The organism is Flavobacterium subsaxonicum WB 4.1-42 = DSM 21790 (assembly GCF_000422725.1).
Classification (GTDB): Bacteria; Bacteroidota; Bacteroidia; order Flavobacteriales; family Flavobacteriaceae; genus Flavobacterium; species Flavobacterium subsaxonicum.
Map to the genome: position 1 here is coordinate 665,394 of NZ_AUGP01000017.1, position 16,539 is coordinate 681,932.

The 16,539-nt window shown below is 38.6% G+C and carries 11 protein-coding genes; 7 read left to right on the forward strand and 4 right to left on the reverse strand.

Translation table 11 applies throughout. The features are described from left to right. Positions 1 to 148: 148 nt before the first annotated feature. Genes qatD through G509_RS21520 form a run of 4 tightly spaced genes read right to left on the reverse strand, consistent with a single transcriptional unit; the run spans position 149 to position 4,894 of the window. The gene (gene qatD / locus G509_RS0105870; RefSeq protein ID WP_035738514.1) at positions 149 to 877 is read right to left on the reverse strand and encodes a Qat anti-phage system TatD family nuclease QatD; all 729 of its coding nucleotides are present in this window, start codon (positions 875 to 877) and stop codon (positions 149 to 151) included. A 1-nt stretch (position 878) separates the two neighbouring features. Beyond that, complete coding sequence (gene qatC / locus G509_RS0105875) at positions 879 to 2,216, reverse strand: Qat anti-phage system QueC-like protein QatC (protein WP_026990672.1); 1,338 nt, start codon at positions 2,214 to 2,216, stop codon at positions 879 to 881. Continuing rightward, on the reverse strand, positions 2,213 to 3,055 hold the full coding sequence (gene qatB / locus G509_RS0105880; protein WP_026990673.1) for a Qat anti-phage system associated protein QatB: 843 nt from the start codon (positions 3,053 to 3,055) through the stop codon (positions 2,213 to 2,215). Before qatB ends, qatC begins: the two co-directional genes overlap by 4 nt. Before the next feature lie 3 nt (positions 3,056 to 3,058). After that, the gene (locus G509_RS21520) at positions 3,059 to 4,894 is read right to left on the reverse strand and encodes a KAP family P-loop NTPase fold protein (RefSeq protein WP_035738516.1); all 1,836 of its coding nucleotides are present in this window, start codon (positions 4,892 to 4,894) and stop codon (positions 3,059 to 3,061) included. Positions 4,895 to 5,988: 1,094 nt separating this feature from the next. On the opposite strand from G509_RS21520, the gene G509_RS0105895 reads away from it, so the two are divergent. The 7 genes from G509_RS0105895 to G509_RS22755 all read left to right on the forward strand — a co-directional run bounded on the left by G509_RS0105895 (position 5,989) and on the right by G509_RS22755 (position 15,787). After that, on the forward strand, positions 5,989 to 7,749 hold the full coding sequence (locus tag G509_RS0105895) for a dynamin family protein (protein WP_026990674.1): 1,761 nt from the start codon (positions 5,989 to 5,991) through the stop codon (positions 7,747 to 7,749). 7 nt (positions 7,750 to 7,756) lie between these two features. After that, on the forward strand, positions 7,757 to 9,514 hold the full coding sequence (locus G509_RS0105900; RefSeq protein WP_026990675.1) for a dynamin family protein: 1,758 nt from the start codon (positions 7,757 to 7,759) through the stop codon (positions 9,512 to 9,514). Further along, on the forward strand, positions 9,507 to 11,495 hold the full coding sequence (locus G509_RS0105905; RefSeq protein WP_026990676.1) for a dynamin family protein: 1,989 nt from the start codon (positions 9,507 to 9,509) through the stop codon (positions 11,493 to 11,495). The genes G509_RS0105900 and G509_RS0105905 overlap by 8 nt, the downstream gene beginning before the upstream one ends. Positions 11,496 to 11,509: 14 nt before the next feature. Next, positions 11,510 to 12,229, forward strand: coding sequence for a hypothetical protein (locus tag G509_RS0105910; RefSeq protein WP_131450782.1), 720 nt, complete (start codon positions 11,510 to 11,512; stop codon positions 12,227 to 12,229). An 11-nt stretch (positions 12,230 to 12,240) separates the two neighbouring features. Further along, positions 12,241 to 13,005, forward strand: coding sequence for a GTPase (locus G509_RS21525; RefSeq protein ID WP_035738518.1), 765 nt, complete (start codon positions 12,241 to 12,243; stop codon positions 13,003 to 13,005). A 432-nt stretch (positions 13,006 to 13,437) separates the two neighbouring features. Next, positions 13,438 to 14,718: a hypothetical protein gene (locus G509_RS0105920; protein WP_131450783.1), complete on the forward strand. Its 1,281-nt coding sequence runs from the start codon at positions 13,438 to 13,440 to the stop codon at positions 14,716 to 14,718. Between the two features lie 19 nt (positions 14,719 to 14,737). Next, a complete protein-coding gene (locus G509_RS22755) occupies positions 14,738 to 15,787 on the forward strand; it encodes a matrixin family metalloprotease (protein ID WP_117590914.1) in 1,050 nt (349 codons plus the stop codon). The last annotated feature ends 752 nt before the right edge of the window (positions 15,788 to 16,539 follow it).

The following is a 16,539-nucleotide window of genomic DNA, read 5'->3' on the forward strand; positions in this document are numbered from 1 at the left end:
CAGCAATGTATTCAAAATGTGTCGGTTAAGAATATTAAAATTACAATGGGAAATTTAAGTTGTCGATTATCATTCAATTAGATGTTAAATCAATACCAGATGGGAGATTACCCTAATACTTCATGTTGTTTATAATATTATAACAATACTATTCGCCAAGTAATTTTTTTATATTAGTGTGAAGAAAGTTGTTACAAGTTGTAAAAGAAACATCTTTTATATTGCATACAGCATCTCTAATTAATGGTAACATGGCTGGAGAAAATGGTTGGTTATTGAATGATGTAAAAGGCCCATCCGTTTCCAGCAAAATTCTTTCTATAGGGATTTTCTGTATGATTTTTTTTCCGTTTGCTGATTTTGTCATATTATAATTCACTGAGAAATAAAAACCATAAGAAAGTGCCCTTTCCAGCTCTTTGAGCGACCCAGAATACCAATGCATTATTACTTTTCCCGGATAATTATTACCAATTGTTGATATAACTTGTTCTTCAGCCTTTCTGGAGTGAAGTGTCAAAATTTTATTTTTATTGTCGGCACAAACGTTAATTATCTTTTCAAAAATTTTGGCTTGTTGCTTAAAATCTTCAAGGCCTTTCTTTTGATTGTCTAATCCGATTTCTCCAATATATCTGGTTCTGTCAATCAGGTCAACAAATAATGCAAGTTGATTATTATATTTTGCTGCAAGTTCAGGATGATAGCCCAAAGCAGGGCGTATATACTTATAACCCTTACAAAGCTTTTCTGTATTCAGAAACAATTGCGGTAAATTGGTTACTGCAATCGTATAAATTTTTTCGTTTTCAATTGCCCTGGCAGTTTGGTCAGGCATTGCTGTAAGGTCTAAATGAAAATGGGTGTCAAATAACATTTTAACTATCTAAAAAAAGTTTAACTTCATCCATTCCGCGTTTATAAACAGAAACATATTCTAATAATTCAGCTTCTGAATTATACGGGATTTGACCGGATCGATTTATTTGCAAAGCTAATGAATGTGGTTTTGTAATTGTTGTTAAATTCTGTAAAGCCAACTTGAAAGCACGATAGTCAGAACCTTTACGGTTTCGTTGTGAAGGCGGTGTGCGCCTAATATCACCAATAGCATAAGTGGTTTTAATATTTCCTGCCCTGTTTTCAGCAGCCTGTCTGATTATGCAGGGCACACAGTATCCACAATTAAGACCTGGAGGCATACCGGCATAGCGACTGTTTTCAGGATGGGAGCATGATATAGTTTCATGGTCATGTGTCATCAAAAAAGCTACATCTTTACACTCTACCATCATTTCTCCTTTCGTTTTAAAACGATAAGGGTTAGTGATTTTGTTGCGAATTCCTAGTGTACTGATAATTTTATTTAACCCATCCACAAAATACGGGTGAGTAGTACGGGTACTGTGGCTACTTAAACGAGTTTTTGTTAGAGGTATGTTTAAAGAAATTAAACCATTTTCGGGAAGGATCATTTCAATTGTATCACCTAAACAATTTGCACAAGTTAAGCCTAAACATATGAAAAGTAAGGAACGGGCTCGGGAAGAATTTTCTTTCTCAGCCAAAATGTTTTGCTGATTCGGTTGAACATAAAACTTATGCCCCTTAAATGATCCTTTTCCAAATTTTGTTTCCAAAGCATTATAAATCTTTACTTGCGTGCTACTTTCAGTACCAGTTTTATAATGACTGATAAAGTAGGGTTTTTCGTTGTCGCTTAAAAGGTCAACAGCCCCAATGAAAGAGTCTAGTCCCCCTGACAACAGTGAGACTTTTGTGTAATTTTCCGGATTCCGGACCAACTGGTGCTGAAATGTTCGGATAGTTTCGTTTTGCCTAAATTCGAAGGCCCATTTATCCCCACTGAGAAAACCGATATAGTTCTCAAGCATCTCCTTAACGCTATCCCACAAAGCTTTATCGTTCACAGGAAAATAAACAGTCAGGTATCTGCTCCACCCTTGAAATCCATTAGTTTGCCTTGAAACCGTTTGATCAGCAGTGTAAATTGCCAGTGCAATATGTAAAAGATCATATGCCGTATTTTCAGGCGTAAAACCTAACGTCCTTAAATCATCATAAATGTGGGATTTGAGCATTTTGTTCAGATCTAAAGGGTCAAGTGATAGTGTTGTTACACTTTCATTATTACCAGGAACTATTTGGAACGTATCTGCATTGTTATGCTTTACAATTATATGTCTTTTACTCATAACTCTAGTATTGAATATGCGGTTTGAAATATTTCTTCTATTATAGTTTCTGTACTTTGATTATCAACACTTTCTGTAATAGACACATCCTTATATTTTTCCACGGTTTCGTTTATAATAAATTCCCTTACTTCTTTTTCTAATTTGATTGCTTCTCGCTCAGATATATTTCCTTTTTCAATTGCACTGCCTAATTCATACATCCATTTGGTGAAGATAAAATTCCCTACATATTCAATTAATGTTTCTTTTATTAGTTCAGAAGTGAGGTTATCAAGAGTATTGTTCACATCCCCATTTTCCAATAGCTTCGTGTATAACGAATCTAAAGTTTCAATTAGGGCCTCACGCGCTATTGCTTCATCATTTGTTGACCCGTTTGGAGCGATTGCATTAACAATACCTGCGCAAACTTCTTCTGCACTTTTACCTATCAAATTTTGAAGGCCGTAACTGGAAAAGGTATTGGTTGCACCTGAAGAGGCTAGAGAACCCAAAAAGCCACTATACAACACTCCTGTACGTACGCCTTGCGCTGAAGCCTTAGTGGCACCTCGCGCGCCTCCAAGACTTTTAACATAATTACGGGATGCTTTTTGGCGTGACGAACCACCAGTACCATTCGTTAGCCTTGTTAATGCACCTTTTGCCTGACCCCAGTTTGAAGATTTATCTGGTAATACTATAGGACTATTGGCTGTATCTTGTACTGGGTTATTACTTGGCATTGGGTTCTCAGCAGGAGGATTATTATCTCCCGCTGGGGCAGTAGAAGAAAACCAGTCGGGTAAAAGTGGTGAAGAACCACGAGGTCCACCATTTGATGCAGAGGTTCCCATACATTATTTGAGTTTTTGTTTTGCTGCAGTTTTTAATGCTTTACTACCAGACAAAGTCCATTTCTTTAATAAATCTGATAATGCTTCACTATGTGAATCTTTTAAGACGCTGTCAGCGAGTGTCGCAGTAGTCATCGGTAATTTGCTTTCTGGAAATGCATTTAGAAAAGTAATTAATTGAGATTTTAATTCTGGCTGTTCTCTACTTATGTCAAAAATCAATTTTAGTGGCGAATTTTCTGATGATAAATCTTCTTCTTGTCTGACTTTCTGTACGAGCACTTCAAACAATGACGTCACTTCTCCTAAAGAGAGGTTTTTCACCGTCTTAATTGCACTCAATCTTAGGGATTTTGATTCTCCGAGAAGCTTTTGCAGAACTTCCTGAGCTGCGGGCGTCATCCTTTGAAGATTTAAAGTTGTTGATGCTAATTTTTCTCGCGAAAAATAAAAATAAGGTTGTAAATTTTCACTTGAAATTTTTGGCGAACTATTAATCCAGTCAACAATCCATGAATCTTCACTTAACAACTTTTGATCAGGTGAAAGATTGGCAGTCTCTGTGTTTTTTTGAATATCACCTGAATGCTCTAATATCTTCAACAAATCAAGTTTGCCATTATTATGTGCTTGCAGATCATGAAATCGAGCAAAAGTTTCAGGTTTAAAATACTCCAATAACATTAATTTGGCAAGAATTCTCTTTTTTAATTGAATTCCTTTTGCATCCGCCATACTGATACGAATTAGCATCGTATTAAGAAATCGTTTAGCTTGTCTCGGATTTCCATTTAATCCAACGCTTAAAACAGGGACGATCTGAGAACAAAGGGCAATTGCGTCATTAAATTCCTCCCCTGTATTTGCAAAAAAATCCCCTATATTACTTTGATCAAAGACGAAATCGAAGCCTTTTGTTCTTTTTGCATTAATAATACCTTGTCGTGCTGGCTCAAAACTTCCCGATGGGCAATACAATTTCGAGAAAAGCAAGTTAATGTAAGTTGTGAGTTCAACAGTATTTAGAGGTGGGATTCTGATTGGATATTGGATTAGCTTTTCAAGATAGTCTCTTCCAACTTCCATGTTATCTCCTGGGACTTCAGGAAAACGACGTCTCACAGAGTACTTTATTAAACGCTCGTCAGCACCAATTACAAAAGCAGTTTTTTTGGTAAACAAAAAAAGCTTTATTGCCTCAAGAGTACCAATTACCGTATCAGGAGAGCATCGATCTAAATCATCAATGAACACTATTATCTTATTGATTTTTGTTTCGTCAATCAGATTTTCAAAATTTTTATGGAATTCCTGAATATTACTTCGTAAAGTTTCATCCTCATCTTGTTCTGGCTTTTCTTGTCTTTCATTTATATATTTTTCATAATCTGACTCCTTTAGTTTCGTTAGCGCATCTGTAACTGAAACTCCGGCTGCTCCGAGAGGCCCTAAAGTCAAATAGCTTAAACCATATTTTGCAGTTGATCCTGCCACTTTAATCCAATCGATTCGTTTCAATAATTTAGCAGCATATTTGAGGGCTTTATCGGTAAATTTTCTTTTGGCAATTATTTCGTCAACAATTCGACCCATCAAGACAGTTTTGGCATCTTCATAACCCTCAAACAACCATCCGTTAAATTTTATAACTAAAATATCATCCTGTCCTTCATACTTCGCTTCAGTCATACGCATAAGGCTTGACTTGCCGCTTCCCCAATCTCCATATATCCCAATGCTGCATGGTAATAAATCATCATTATCGATAATACCTGTTACTGCTTTAATTAAATGACTATAGTCAATATAATCTGCTAATGATTCATTATCACTCCACATAGCTTAAATTTATAGATTGTTAATACTTAAAATATTCCTAAAAGAAAAATACATATAGTGTGTATTACAATATTACAAAATATGTTAACACAAGCCTTATTTAAAAGTTTATCATATTTTATTTTAGATGATAAACATATAATAATTAAAGTATTAAATTTTACGGAAAACCGTAAATTATTTAACTTCACTTACTTCGAAGCATAAAGTAATTATTTATATACAAAATGTTTATGCAGATTGACACTGTAATATAATTTAATTACTTTGAGCTAAGTCATTGAAAAGATTGGTAGCATTGCCCGAACAAATGTCGAACTATTTTGAGGAGGATTTGGAAACAAATTTGCAACTTCCCAGCTAAATTTCAAACTATCGATTACTATCTTCTATTACTATATATCTTGGTGGTATATGCGGAATAAAGTTACACATTCTGTTATTTAAAAACTTTGAATAGTTTTCTTGATTGCGCTTGATCAATAATGACGATTTAATCGCATTAATATTTCAGGACGAGATTTACTAAGCAATGGTGATTCATTTGATGGGCAAAGCAAAATGGCATTTTACTCAACTTTTGTTTTGTGTAACCAAACTTTAACATCATAAAGGGACATATATTTTGCATTTAAATTTGAACAAATGGACGTTCGCTTCTTAAGACTTACCAGTGGTTTTCACCCGCAATAGTCAACATTTACCTCTATTCACAACTAGTATTATATTTGGAGATACAAATTTATTCAAGTAGTGTAAATAATCTAAAAAATACCTATTAATAGGTATTTTATGTTAAACAAAAAAAAAATATATTAGCCTCATAGTCAAACATATAAACCTGATAAGTATTTATCGTTTGTGGTTTTGTATTAGTAGTAGCCGCTTTCAAGTGCTCGCTCCCTTTTTACAACTTATGAATTTGACAATAACAAATAAAACTATCAAACAAAGCACAATCTTCCTGATTAATTAAATATAGTTACTAAATCCATTTTGCAATAAAAATCATAAATAGATAATATTCTGATGATATAGTATATACTTATCTTGTTAACGGAATCACAAAAGAAACTAAATCTTATTCGCACATCATGGTTATCGAAAATGAGGAACTCCTGAACAGTCTCCTGAAGATCGTCCGCAAATACGAACTAACAGAACTGGAGAAAGGGCTGCTTGAACTACATAGCGGTCAATACCCGATCCGCGCCGCTTTCTTGGGCGAATTCAACGCCGGGAAAACGACCATCATCAACGCCGTATTACAACGTCAATTGCTACCGGCATTTGACGTACCTACAACAGCTTTGGTCACTGAGATCGCACAAGCGGATAAAGACCAAGCTTTCGTGATTAGTACAAGTGAAAATGGCCAAGAAAGTCGGTCACCGATCAGTTTTGCAGCGCTGGCCGATCATATCACAGACACTGACATGAATAAGAAAGTCTTTGTCGGCTTAAAGGACTTATCGTTTACCACGCCTAACCTCTTACTAATTGATACACCTGGGATTGCCTCTATCAATGAAACGCATGACGATATCACTTATGGTTATTTACCACAAGTGGATATCGCTTTTGTCGTGATTAACCCCAATTCAGGTGATCTTCCCCGTACGCTAATCAATTTCCTGAGTCAATTTCCACAGGACTTACTGGATAAGATCTATTTTGTAATCTCCAGGGCCGATCAGTTGCCAGGTAAGGCCTTGCAAGAAGTAAAGGAAAGAGTTACAGTTTCGCTTCAATCCTTTATAACAACCCCTAAAGTGCTTTCCGTATCTGCCAAAGAAGCGTTAGCTGCAATCCATGGTGGCGACACATTGAACGAAGAACAATATGCCGCTTCCGGTATCGCAGAACTTCGGAATATCCTGGACAAGAAGCTACCGCTTTATTTACAAAATATCGAAAGAAAACGATTGGCTACATTGCTTGATGTGGAACGAAAACATTTGATTAGTTTGTTGGAAGCGCGTCAGGCAGCTTTAGACTGGAGCCAAGAAGAACTACATACAACCATTACCCAACACAAAACAGAGATTGGTTTACTGGAGAGACAAATCGAAGACTTTCAAAAAAGCTTTAAGCGAATCAAACAGGATACGACCAGCAAAGTCGGAAGTATTGTCACAGAATTTACCGGGTTAATCGGTTTTTGCTTGGCCCGTCATGAACCTTACGACGACTTGGTTTCAGGAATGACGGACGAGGTTCGGCAAAATATAGAGCTCGGCATGGCTGATCTTAAAACGATCACCTTTCAGGGTATGGGCGGTCATTCGGTTAACATGGATTCTATTCTTAGAACGCTGATTGAAAGAGAAACTTCAGGCATACGCGAGATCGCAGACCTGGTTACCAATGCAACTACTTTTGCGTTAACAGCTTGGGTGGTTCCAGGCTCCTCAGCTTTCATCAACACCGGGGAAGCAATCGCTGGAACAAGCGTGTTGCTCGCCCAGGAAGCTGACCAGGTATTCAACAGCGATAAAAATCTGGTTAACAAAGGTTTCCTAAAAACATTTGGCCGAATCGCTGGCTCTGTAGGAAAGATGGTCAAAGAACTTAACCCGTTGGAAAAGGTAAAATCTGCGGTATTACCCCAACTATTGAATCCTAAATTGTCCAAAGCATTGACCGGGAAAGTGAGCAGCGCCGTGAGTCATATTTTTGATCTGATCGGCCATGAGTTAAATAAAGAACTGCAATCGCAATTTCTCGACCCGCTTAAAGCCAAAGAAGAATTATTAGCAGGGGTGGAAAAAGCGGTACGCCAAAAACGACAAACCATCAGTGAATCTGCGGAATTATTGGCAGCAGACCTTGACTATTTAAAAAAGAACACCTGAGCCGATTATGGAAAATCTAACCAACTATTTTCTGCAGCTGGAATATTTTAAGCGTCTGCGTTTCGAATATATGAATATTCTGGAACGCATCGGTTACCGCGATGGCAGCGCCTACGACGCTCAAACCGAATATGATCAATTCTCAGCCGTGCAAGCGAAACTTCAGCAAAATTTCATAAAAATATCGACCAACGATTTGCCATTGGTCATTGGGATCGTTGGAAGTTTTAATACCGGGAAATCGTCCCTGATCAATAGTTTGATCGGCTCGGAATTCCTGATCATGGCCGATAAGAGTGCCACACGAAAGATCACGATCCTTACCTACAAGGACGGGAATACGTTCCGAATCTTTCAACATGATAAAGATGGCACCATCCTAGAGATCAATTATGAAGCATATATCCAGACGGGCGCTCATCAGCACAAGGGTGCATTAGCGGGCGAAAGCGATGACAATGTCAGTCATTTTGAAGTCCAATATCCTTGTCCTTTTATTAAGGATTTCCAGATCGTTGATACGCCCGGTTTTTCATCCATGTCGACTCGGGATGATGAAATTACGCGTGATTATTTGGATCAAGCCGATTTGTTGCTTTGGACATTTGATGCTGGTAAGGGCGCCGTAAATGATATCGAGCTTGGCCTGCTCCGGAATATCAAAAATAAACGGGTAATTGCAGTGATCAACCGCATCGATGACCTGGCACCCAGCCAGCGGGCGCAAGTTATTTCAAAAATTAGCGGCGACTTTTCGTTTTACCTGGTCTTTCCCTATTCCGCATTAAATGTATTGACTTACCAACAGGATCTCACCTACAACGCTGGTGTCAAGAAAAAGGCGCTCAAAAAAATGAGTGATTTTTTAGATGCAGGGAAAGACTTGAGTATGAATTGTGGTGATGGGTTTATCAGTTTAAAAGAACAGGACCAGGTCATTTACCGGGAGCCACTCCGGGACATCGATGAAGAAGATGAAGCCTTAGTCTATTACGATTCATTGATGGAAGTGTTAAAAGAGATACGTACCGAAGTAACGCAGATCAAATCCGATCAATTTGCGGATGAATTAGCACTATGGGCCGCCCAGGAAAATGGTTTTTGGACAGAAATGCTCTATTATGCTAGAGAGAAAATGGATGAGCAAACGGAAGAATTGGAGCATCTCGATGCAACCTATGAAGCTGTTAAAGAATTAGTCAGTGAACGAGCCGAGGTATATTACGAGGACTTAGTTGAAGAAATTCTCAACCCTGTTTTCAATGAACTTTATACTATTGACTATAAAAGTGGTGGTTTTTTGGAAAGCGAACAGTATTGGCTTCGCAAAAAACCGAACACAGAATCCCGCCGACAGGCAGTAATCGATATCATTAACAATGCCTTTGATTCTTTTTACAATCAGTTGGTCGATGATTATATCGAGTGTCTTGAAGAGCGCGGGGTGGATGTGAAGGATAACGAGTGGCTAGTTTTTTCAAAACACCTGAAAGAGCGCTTTGCACATTCCTCTTACTATGGTGTGATCGGCAACTTTTTACTTACCATAGATTATCATCTTGGCATAAGCCCGGCTGAAACCAGGAATATCTATCATGAAAAGCTGGAACTGATCATGTCTTATACTTATATGCATGATTTTACTATAGCATTTTTGAATTATATAGCCGGAGATGTGATTATCAAACTGAAAAACCAACATGTTACTTTTTACGAGGAGCTGGCACAATTTGAAGCAAAAATAAACGAATTATTGGATGAATAAGATCAATCAAAATTATAGCGAACAGCAAGAGTTGCTTTTGCAATTTTTTGACCTGTTAGGAGAACAGGGTTTTGTCCCTTGTACTTCAGGTAAAAACAATTACGATGAGCAAAGCTTACAGGGTTTCAAGTCGAATTTGCTACAACAAAAGTTTATTGTCAACGTCTGTGGTCAGATCAAAGCTGGTAAAAGCAGCTTTTTGAATTACCTGCTATTTGAGGGCCGCCCGGTGCTCCCGGCTGCACCGACACCCTGGACGGCCAAACTCACACAGATTACATACCGCGATCAACCCGGGGCAGTCATTCATTATTTTTCCAAATCGGAATGGGAGGCGCTCAAAGAAATGGCTGTAACCGACGAAGCGGGCAAAAAGATGAATTATTATGATACCTATCTCGGGCCGCAACTAGAAAAGTCGGCCTTAAAAGGCGTTCATGCACGCGAATATATCACAGAAAAGGGACGAACTGACACTACCGATAAATTGGATTCACTGGATAGCTATGTATCAGGTGAAGGCGTCTTCACCCCTTTCGTTAGTAGTATCGAACTGTTTACGAACAATGCGGCCTTAAGAAATGTCGTGATCGTTGATACACCCGGTATCAATGATAATAACCAACTCCGCTCGCGGGTCGCGACTGACTTTATCAATCAATCTTCTGCCGTACTTTATCTTTTCCACTCCACTTCGCCCATGCACCGGACGGACTACGACTTTATCGACAAGTACTTATCTGATATACCCGCCACACGGCTGGTTTTTTCGGCGTCCAAGTGTGATTTGGTCAAAGATCCAAAAGACATTGCAGCGCATATCGAACTGAATATGAAAAATGACCCCGAATTTCAGGAACGTCATTTATTGGACGGGCAAAAGGTCCATCCATTTTCGGCGCTGGCCGCATTGATTAAAGACAAAACCGATAACGGTATGGAGCTCACTGAGGATGAGCGATTCTTCAAAAAGAAAATACAACCTGAACTAATTGCAGCCAGGGGCTATATCGATGAATTCATTACTGCGATCGGCACAAACATCATGAACGAAAAAGGCAGTGCCGTGTTGGGTGACGCAGCCGCTAAAATTCTGGCCATCGGTAACGCAAAACTGGAAGGCGAGCGGATCCTGATCACCCAAAAAGAAGCGCAGATTAATGATGCTGAATTAGGTATAGACGGCTTGAACGCCCGTATTAAGCGGATCGAAGCGGTGAAAACAAATGTTGACGAACTTTTAGCAGGATTCGAAAAACAGAAGGAAAAGTTATTTGAAGATATCGACGCTGAACTCATGGCTCTGCATGAAGATGTTGTCCGGGATGCGGCCGCCGAATATGCGATCTGGGTAACCGAGGTCGGCGTAAATAAGGCGATTAAACTCAGCGCGCACGAATTTAAACATATTTTGTATGTGCGATTGCGGAATGCCGTTCGCGAGGCCGAGGTCATGAAATCATTCAAGAAGCTGGAAGAGGAACAGAAAAAAATCAAGGAGGAATTGGTTTTGGAGACCAAAGAAGTATTCCGGCGTAAGCAAGACTATTTGGTGACACCTGTTTTACCGATTACCAAAATGCTCCAGGGCGCATTGACGACCTTTACCGATATCAAAAAACAATTGGAAGCCGCCAGAGTGCGTGCTTACTGGTTTTTTATCAATCGCGAAGAAACCCGGAATAATCTATTGGAATTGGCGACAGATCTTTTTGAACAGGTTTCAAAAGAATTTTCAAGCACCCTACGGGAAAAAGTGCACGAAAAGGTTGATGATTTTTCCAGCCAGCTCGAAGGAGAGATCACGGCTTATTTCGAATCTTTTAGTGCAGGTCTGGCAGAGTTACAAACCAATTTTTCCTCCAAAAGTGAATTGGCGAAAACCTATGCAACCGAATTGGACGAGTTTAAAAAGAACCTGTCCCGGTTGGAAAAAATCTTCGAAAATATCAAAAAACAGATTGCCGATAAAATTGAGTAACTCTAGTGATGGCCATGAATAATCTTATTTACCTCAGGTGCAATACGGAAACGGTTATTTTCAATAACGTCAGGTATGGCACTGGGCAAGTTTCCGAATTCTTAAAGTTTTTTCCCGGTGAATTATGGTATGACGACCAGGGTTTGGTCCGTCAGTTCTCCCTCAAATTTGATAATGGTGATGTGGGCAATTTCTTTTTGATGCCTCTTACGCCGGATCGTGACAAATACGTCCGGGCCATCGTTTCAGACCTAACGGAGTTCGGGCTCAAAATGACCGCCAATGCGATTTTCAGTGGCGGTGCAGTGATTGTAAACCTCGCCAAATTCTTGTTCGAAAAATATGGGAAAGTGGTTTTAGCGGATGTGATCAACCGTCAAGCAACCCAACCAATGGGTTATGTAGCGATCGATAACCAGGAAGTCGTCTTTCAAGATCCCAAATATGTACAGTCAGCTGCCATTTTGCGCGAATTGCTTTTCTATGTAAAAAATGATTATGCATTCGATGTAGTTTACCAGGTTAGCCGGGATATGGCGAATTGGATACCTGGCATTATTCGCGCAAGAAAGTCGGTCGAGGTGTTTTTTACCAATCGCCAGGTGACGGGATATTTACGGGTCATGACCGGTCAGCGACCGGGGCGTGCTTACCGGGTGGATGCTAAAAAATCATACGCTGTTTTCTGGCAGGAAAACGGTCAATACTGGGATTTACTCGAAATTAAAAGTTAACACTCAATACCATGGAAAACCAAGCATTCGAAAATCACGACAAATCCGGTCAGCGAAAAAAGATGGCGGATGAAACCCTGGCGGATCTGAACAAAAAGGGCAATAATAAATTTACCCTTTTATTAGTCGGGCGCACAGGCGTGGGCAAGTCCAGCAGCATCGATACCTTGTTAGGTAAAGAAGTCGCCAAGGTCAATGATTCAAAGCCGGAAACGATGAAGGTGACCAAATATCCGGGGCAAACCAATGATATTAAATACGACATCATTGATACGCCGGGGCTTTGCGATGATTTTGCCGTTGCTGGTCATGACGAAGCTTATCTGAATCAGATCATCGAAAATGTGAAGTCTTTTGACTTGATGTGGTTTGTGGCTTTTTTTGCAGACACGCGCGTTTCGGCGGACGAGATGAGGGCCATCAAAATGCTGCACAAAGCTTTTGGCAAAGCTGCCTGGGACAAAACAGTGCTCGTGCTGACCTTTTCGAATTCCTTTTTTCCACCTGCAGACTTTGCCAAGAAATTAGAAAGCAGAACAGAAGCTATACAAAACGAAATTGGTAAGCATTGTAGCATAACCCTTGCCCCGGCCATTCCTTCCGTGGCGATCGATAATGCCATCATTACCAATCCTGACGGTCAAGAATGGCTGGGTGAGTTATATACAACGATCATTGAACGGATTTCGGCCAATGCAGCTTTACCGTTTATCATGGCTACCGCTTCCCGTCTAAAGGTAGAAAAGCCAGATAAATTCGTACTGAAAACCGCCTAAATTGCCAACAACAGGGAGTCTGCATCTTGAAATCTTTGTGTAGATTTTTTGCTTGAAGTTTGAAATAGTCAATAGTGTTTATAATATAATCCATTATTTCAAAGATTATTATCCAGAGATTTTCCGTTCGTATACTTTGGTTTGATAATAAGCTCTGAAGGTTATATAATATATTTATTGGTTGATGAAATCTTTGCACGAACGAGCAGTCATACCGAAAGACCTGTCGCAATAAAAAAAATTTCATTCAGACTATTATCATAATAGTAAAAAAACTGATTTGTTACAGATGTTGAGGTTTTAACCCTAGGCTTTGTGATAATTCCAATGGGATTCGACCCGTTAATTGCTAATTTTCAGAAACTTAGTTAATAAATTATTTTGTTGTTAACATTTTTTTAATAATTTTATATTCACAAAAACCCCATGCTTATGAAACTAAAAATCATATTTATCACAGCGACATGTCTCATGTCATTAGTGGCTATGAGCCAAAATCATCTATTGGTGTATCATGGATCAGGAGGTACAACCCAGGTTTTTGATGCGCAAAACCATAGTGTCGTTAATCCATCCGTCAGGCTGGAAGAAGGACAGACTTTTACAATTACTGTACTCAACCCCAATCCGGCTTTGTACAGTTACAAATTAAAAACAGCTGATATTGAAGTTAAAGCAGAAGAAAAAGAAATTACAGATTTATTGTCTACCTTCAGTACAATTTTAGGTAGCCGTGTTGGGAATAGTGCTGTTGCCGCATTCCTAGCACTGACACCGCTTCAAAAATACCACGTTATAATTAAAGAATTATCAGACGCAGTAGATCTGGCGAAAAAACACATAAAAGACTCGGATGTTGCCGAGTCTATAATTCAAGCGCAAGCTTATGATAGTAATGTGGGTTTTCGAAAAGCCGTAAGAGACATCGGTACAATGCCTAACGGACAATATAAATTTAACAATCCTAATCTCCTGAACGATCTCAATGCTTTAAGCGATTTATCGGGAGTAGGAACTCTGGAGAAAGAAGCATTCAGGCTTTTGAATAACAGCCTTGTCGAGAAAATAAACGAAATTAAAAAACAAGCCAATCCTGCTACTACGCTAACAGTATGGACAGAAACTTTTAAAGTAACTGAAAAGACTACTCAAATTTCAATTGAAATTGAAAAGATTGACAAAAATAATACGTCACTTGTACGTGACGGAAACGGTGCTGCACCCTATATACTTAATGTTGCTCTCATTGAACCTTATTTTAAAAGGGCGACCCTTGAGTTGGTGCCGGTTGCAAGCATAACACATTCTAATTATTATAATGAGTTTTATCTTGAAAACAATGTTGTAAGATCACGCGAGCGAAGCAAAACAATGTTTAACACAGGAATTATACTTAACGTGAATATTGCGAGGTTCGGCGTTGCAAAAGAGATGGCTGTAGGCATCGGGCCAGGATACAAGTTTAGTGCTGAAGAAAATGATTTTGAAAATTTATACCTGTCTGCACTTTTCAGCTATAAAAATTTTCTGCGTGTAGGCGTTGGGTTTGGATTTTCAAAGGTTCCACGTGATGACCTTAAAGGCGGTGTTAAGACAGGTGACCTGCTACCGGCTAATATATCAAACCTTGATGACCTTATTCAGTATGAAGAAAAACCGGGCTTCTTCTTTACCATTTCGTTTGCCGGCTTAAACCTTACCAAGAAAAAATAATAATAAACAATAGTACATTATGAATTCACTAATAAAAATTTTCAGCATCACCTTATTGGGATGTATGCTTACAGCATGTAATGACCGCAAGATTGGTGCTGACGATGAAGCAATTGTCATTGATTCAGCCAGCAACATAGAAGTTGTGGCTCCTGATAGTGTGGGCCAGGCCATGGTTGAGTCAGCCATGAAAAATTATATAGAGACAAATACAGATTATAAGCTTGACACCATTTCTTATGCAAATCTAAACAGCCAAAGAAATTATAAGGCGCGCCAACTGCAAAGAGAACTTATGAGAATACTGCCAAAAATAGATTTAAAGACTGGGAAAGGCGAAGATGAAGTGACCCGCACCTATTATATTATTGAAGGTGATATTAGAGTAGATGATTATGAATTGCTTTTATATTGTTATAAAAGATTAAGTTCAAAACAAGAACAATTGCAGGAACGTAATAAAAGCGATAAATTAACTGTGGCCACGACAATTACCGGGCAAGCTGCCATCTGGCAACCTGGAACTGTTTTGAAATATTTTGTAAGCCGCAGCTCATTCAGTACCAAAGCTAAATATGATGAAGCTGTGCGTTCTATGCAAATTGCAACCAAAGAATGGGCTAAGGTCTGTAATATAAAATTCCAATACCTGCCTCAGTTAGATAACCGATATGTTGATTTGGAAGCATATCCCGAAAATGCACTATTTATGGTACGCGAGGTAAATTCTCAAGGAGAATTTTTGGCGCAGGCATTTTTCCCGCATTATCCGAAATATAACCGAATGCTTTTGCTGGATTCAGGTTTTTTCACAACTACCATAAGCAGGGTCGGCATTCTAAGGCATGAAATCGGACATGTCTTAGGGTTCAGGCATGAACATATCTGGCTGCAAGATGGCTCTTGCCCCGGAGAACAAATAATTGAAGATGCATTGGGAGCCGAAGCTAAAACATTATATGATCCCTACTCGGTAATGCACTATCCTTGTGGGTTGAATGTAAACAATACACAATTGCTTTTAACAGACTTTGACAAAAAGGGCGCTTTACTCGTATATCCCTTTTAAATTATCAACTAAATAAACGTAAAAAAGGCAAAGCAGATTCTTCTGCTTTGCCTTTTACTTGTGGAGAAGAAGGGATTCGAAAGTGCCGACCTAAACAATTTTATTATTTATTTCTGTAGACTTTATAAATGCAGTAAATAATAAAGTCTTGGAGTCCTTGATGCCGAAAAAACTATGAATTATTATTTGGTTCACTTTCGATAAATAGTAAACGTAATTCTATAACTACCGCATTGTTAGGTAACAATCAGATTAATTTACACAGCATTGCAATTAGAATAATCACAGTCAATTAATAAACTATATTTTAATTTCATTAAAAGAGTTAAACTAGGCACAAGAATCTTAGAAATTAAAAGAAATTCAATTGTTTAGCGTACATAAACCGAACACAATTGACTCCTTTTCCGATTAAAACTGACCACTGTTTATATTGACCTATAATTAAATATCATCTTAATGAATTTGGAGGAGAGGGGGTCAACATAATTAAGTAGTCCACCCTCACCAATACCAATTTTAGATTAATAAAGAGATTTACTAATAATAGAATATATAATCCGTAGAAGAGTATTGATTTAAAATAGAGTGACGCCATTAGGCAGCTAATGGCGTCACTTGTCTTTATTGTGCACCCTATAGTACAAAACTCGAACCATTTGCTGGAAGATTTGAAACTGTTATGTGATATTTTAGCAGATTAAACCTATAAAAACCAGTGAGACGATTATAAGGCAAAATTGACTAAAAAA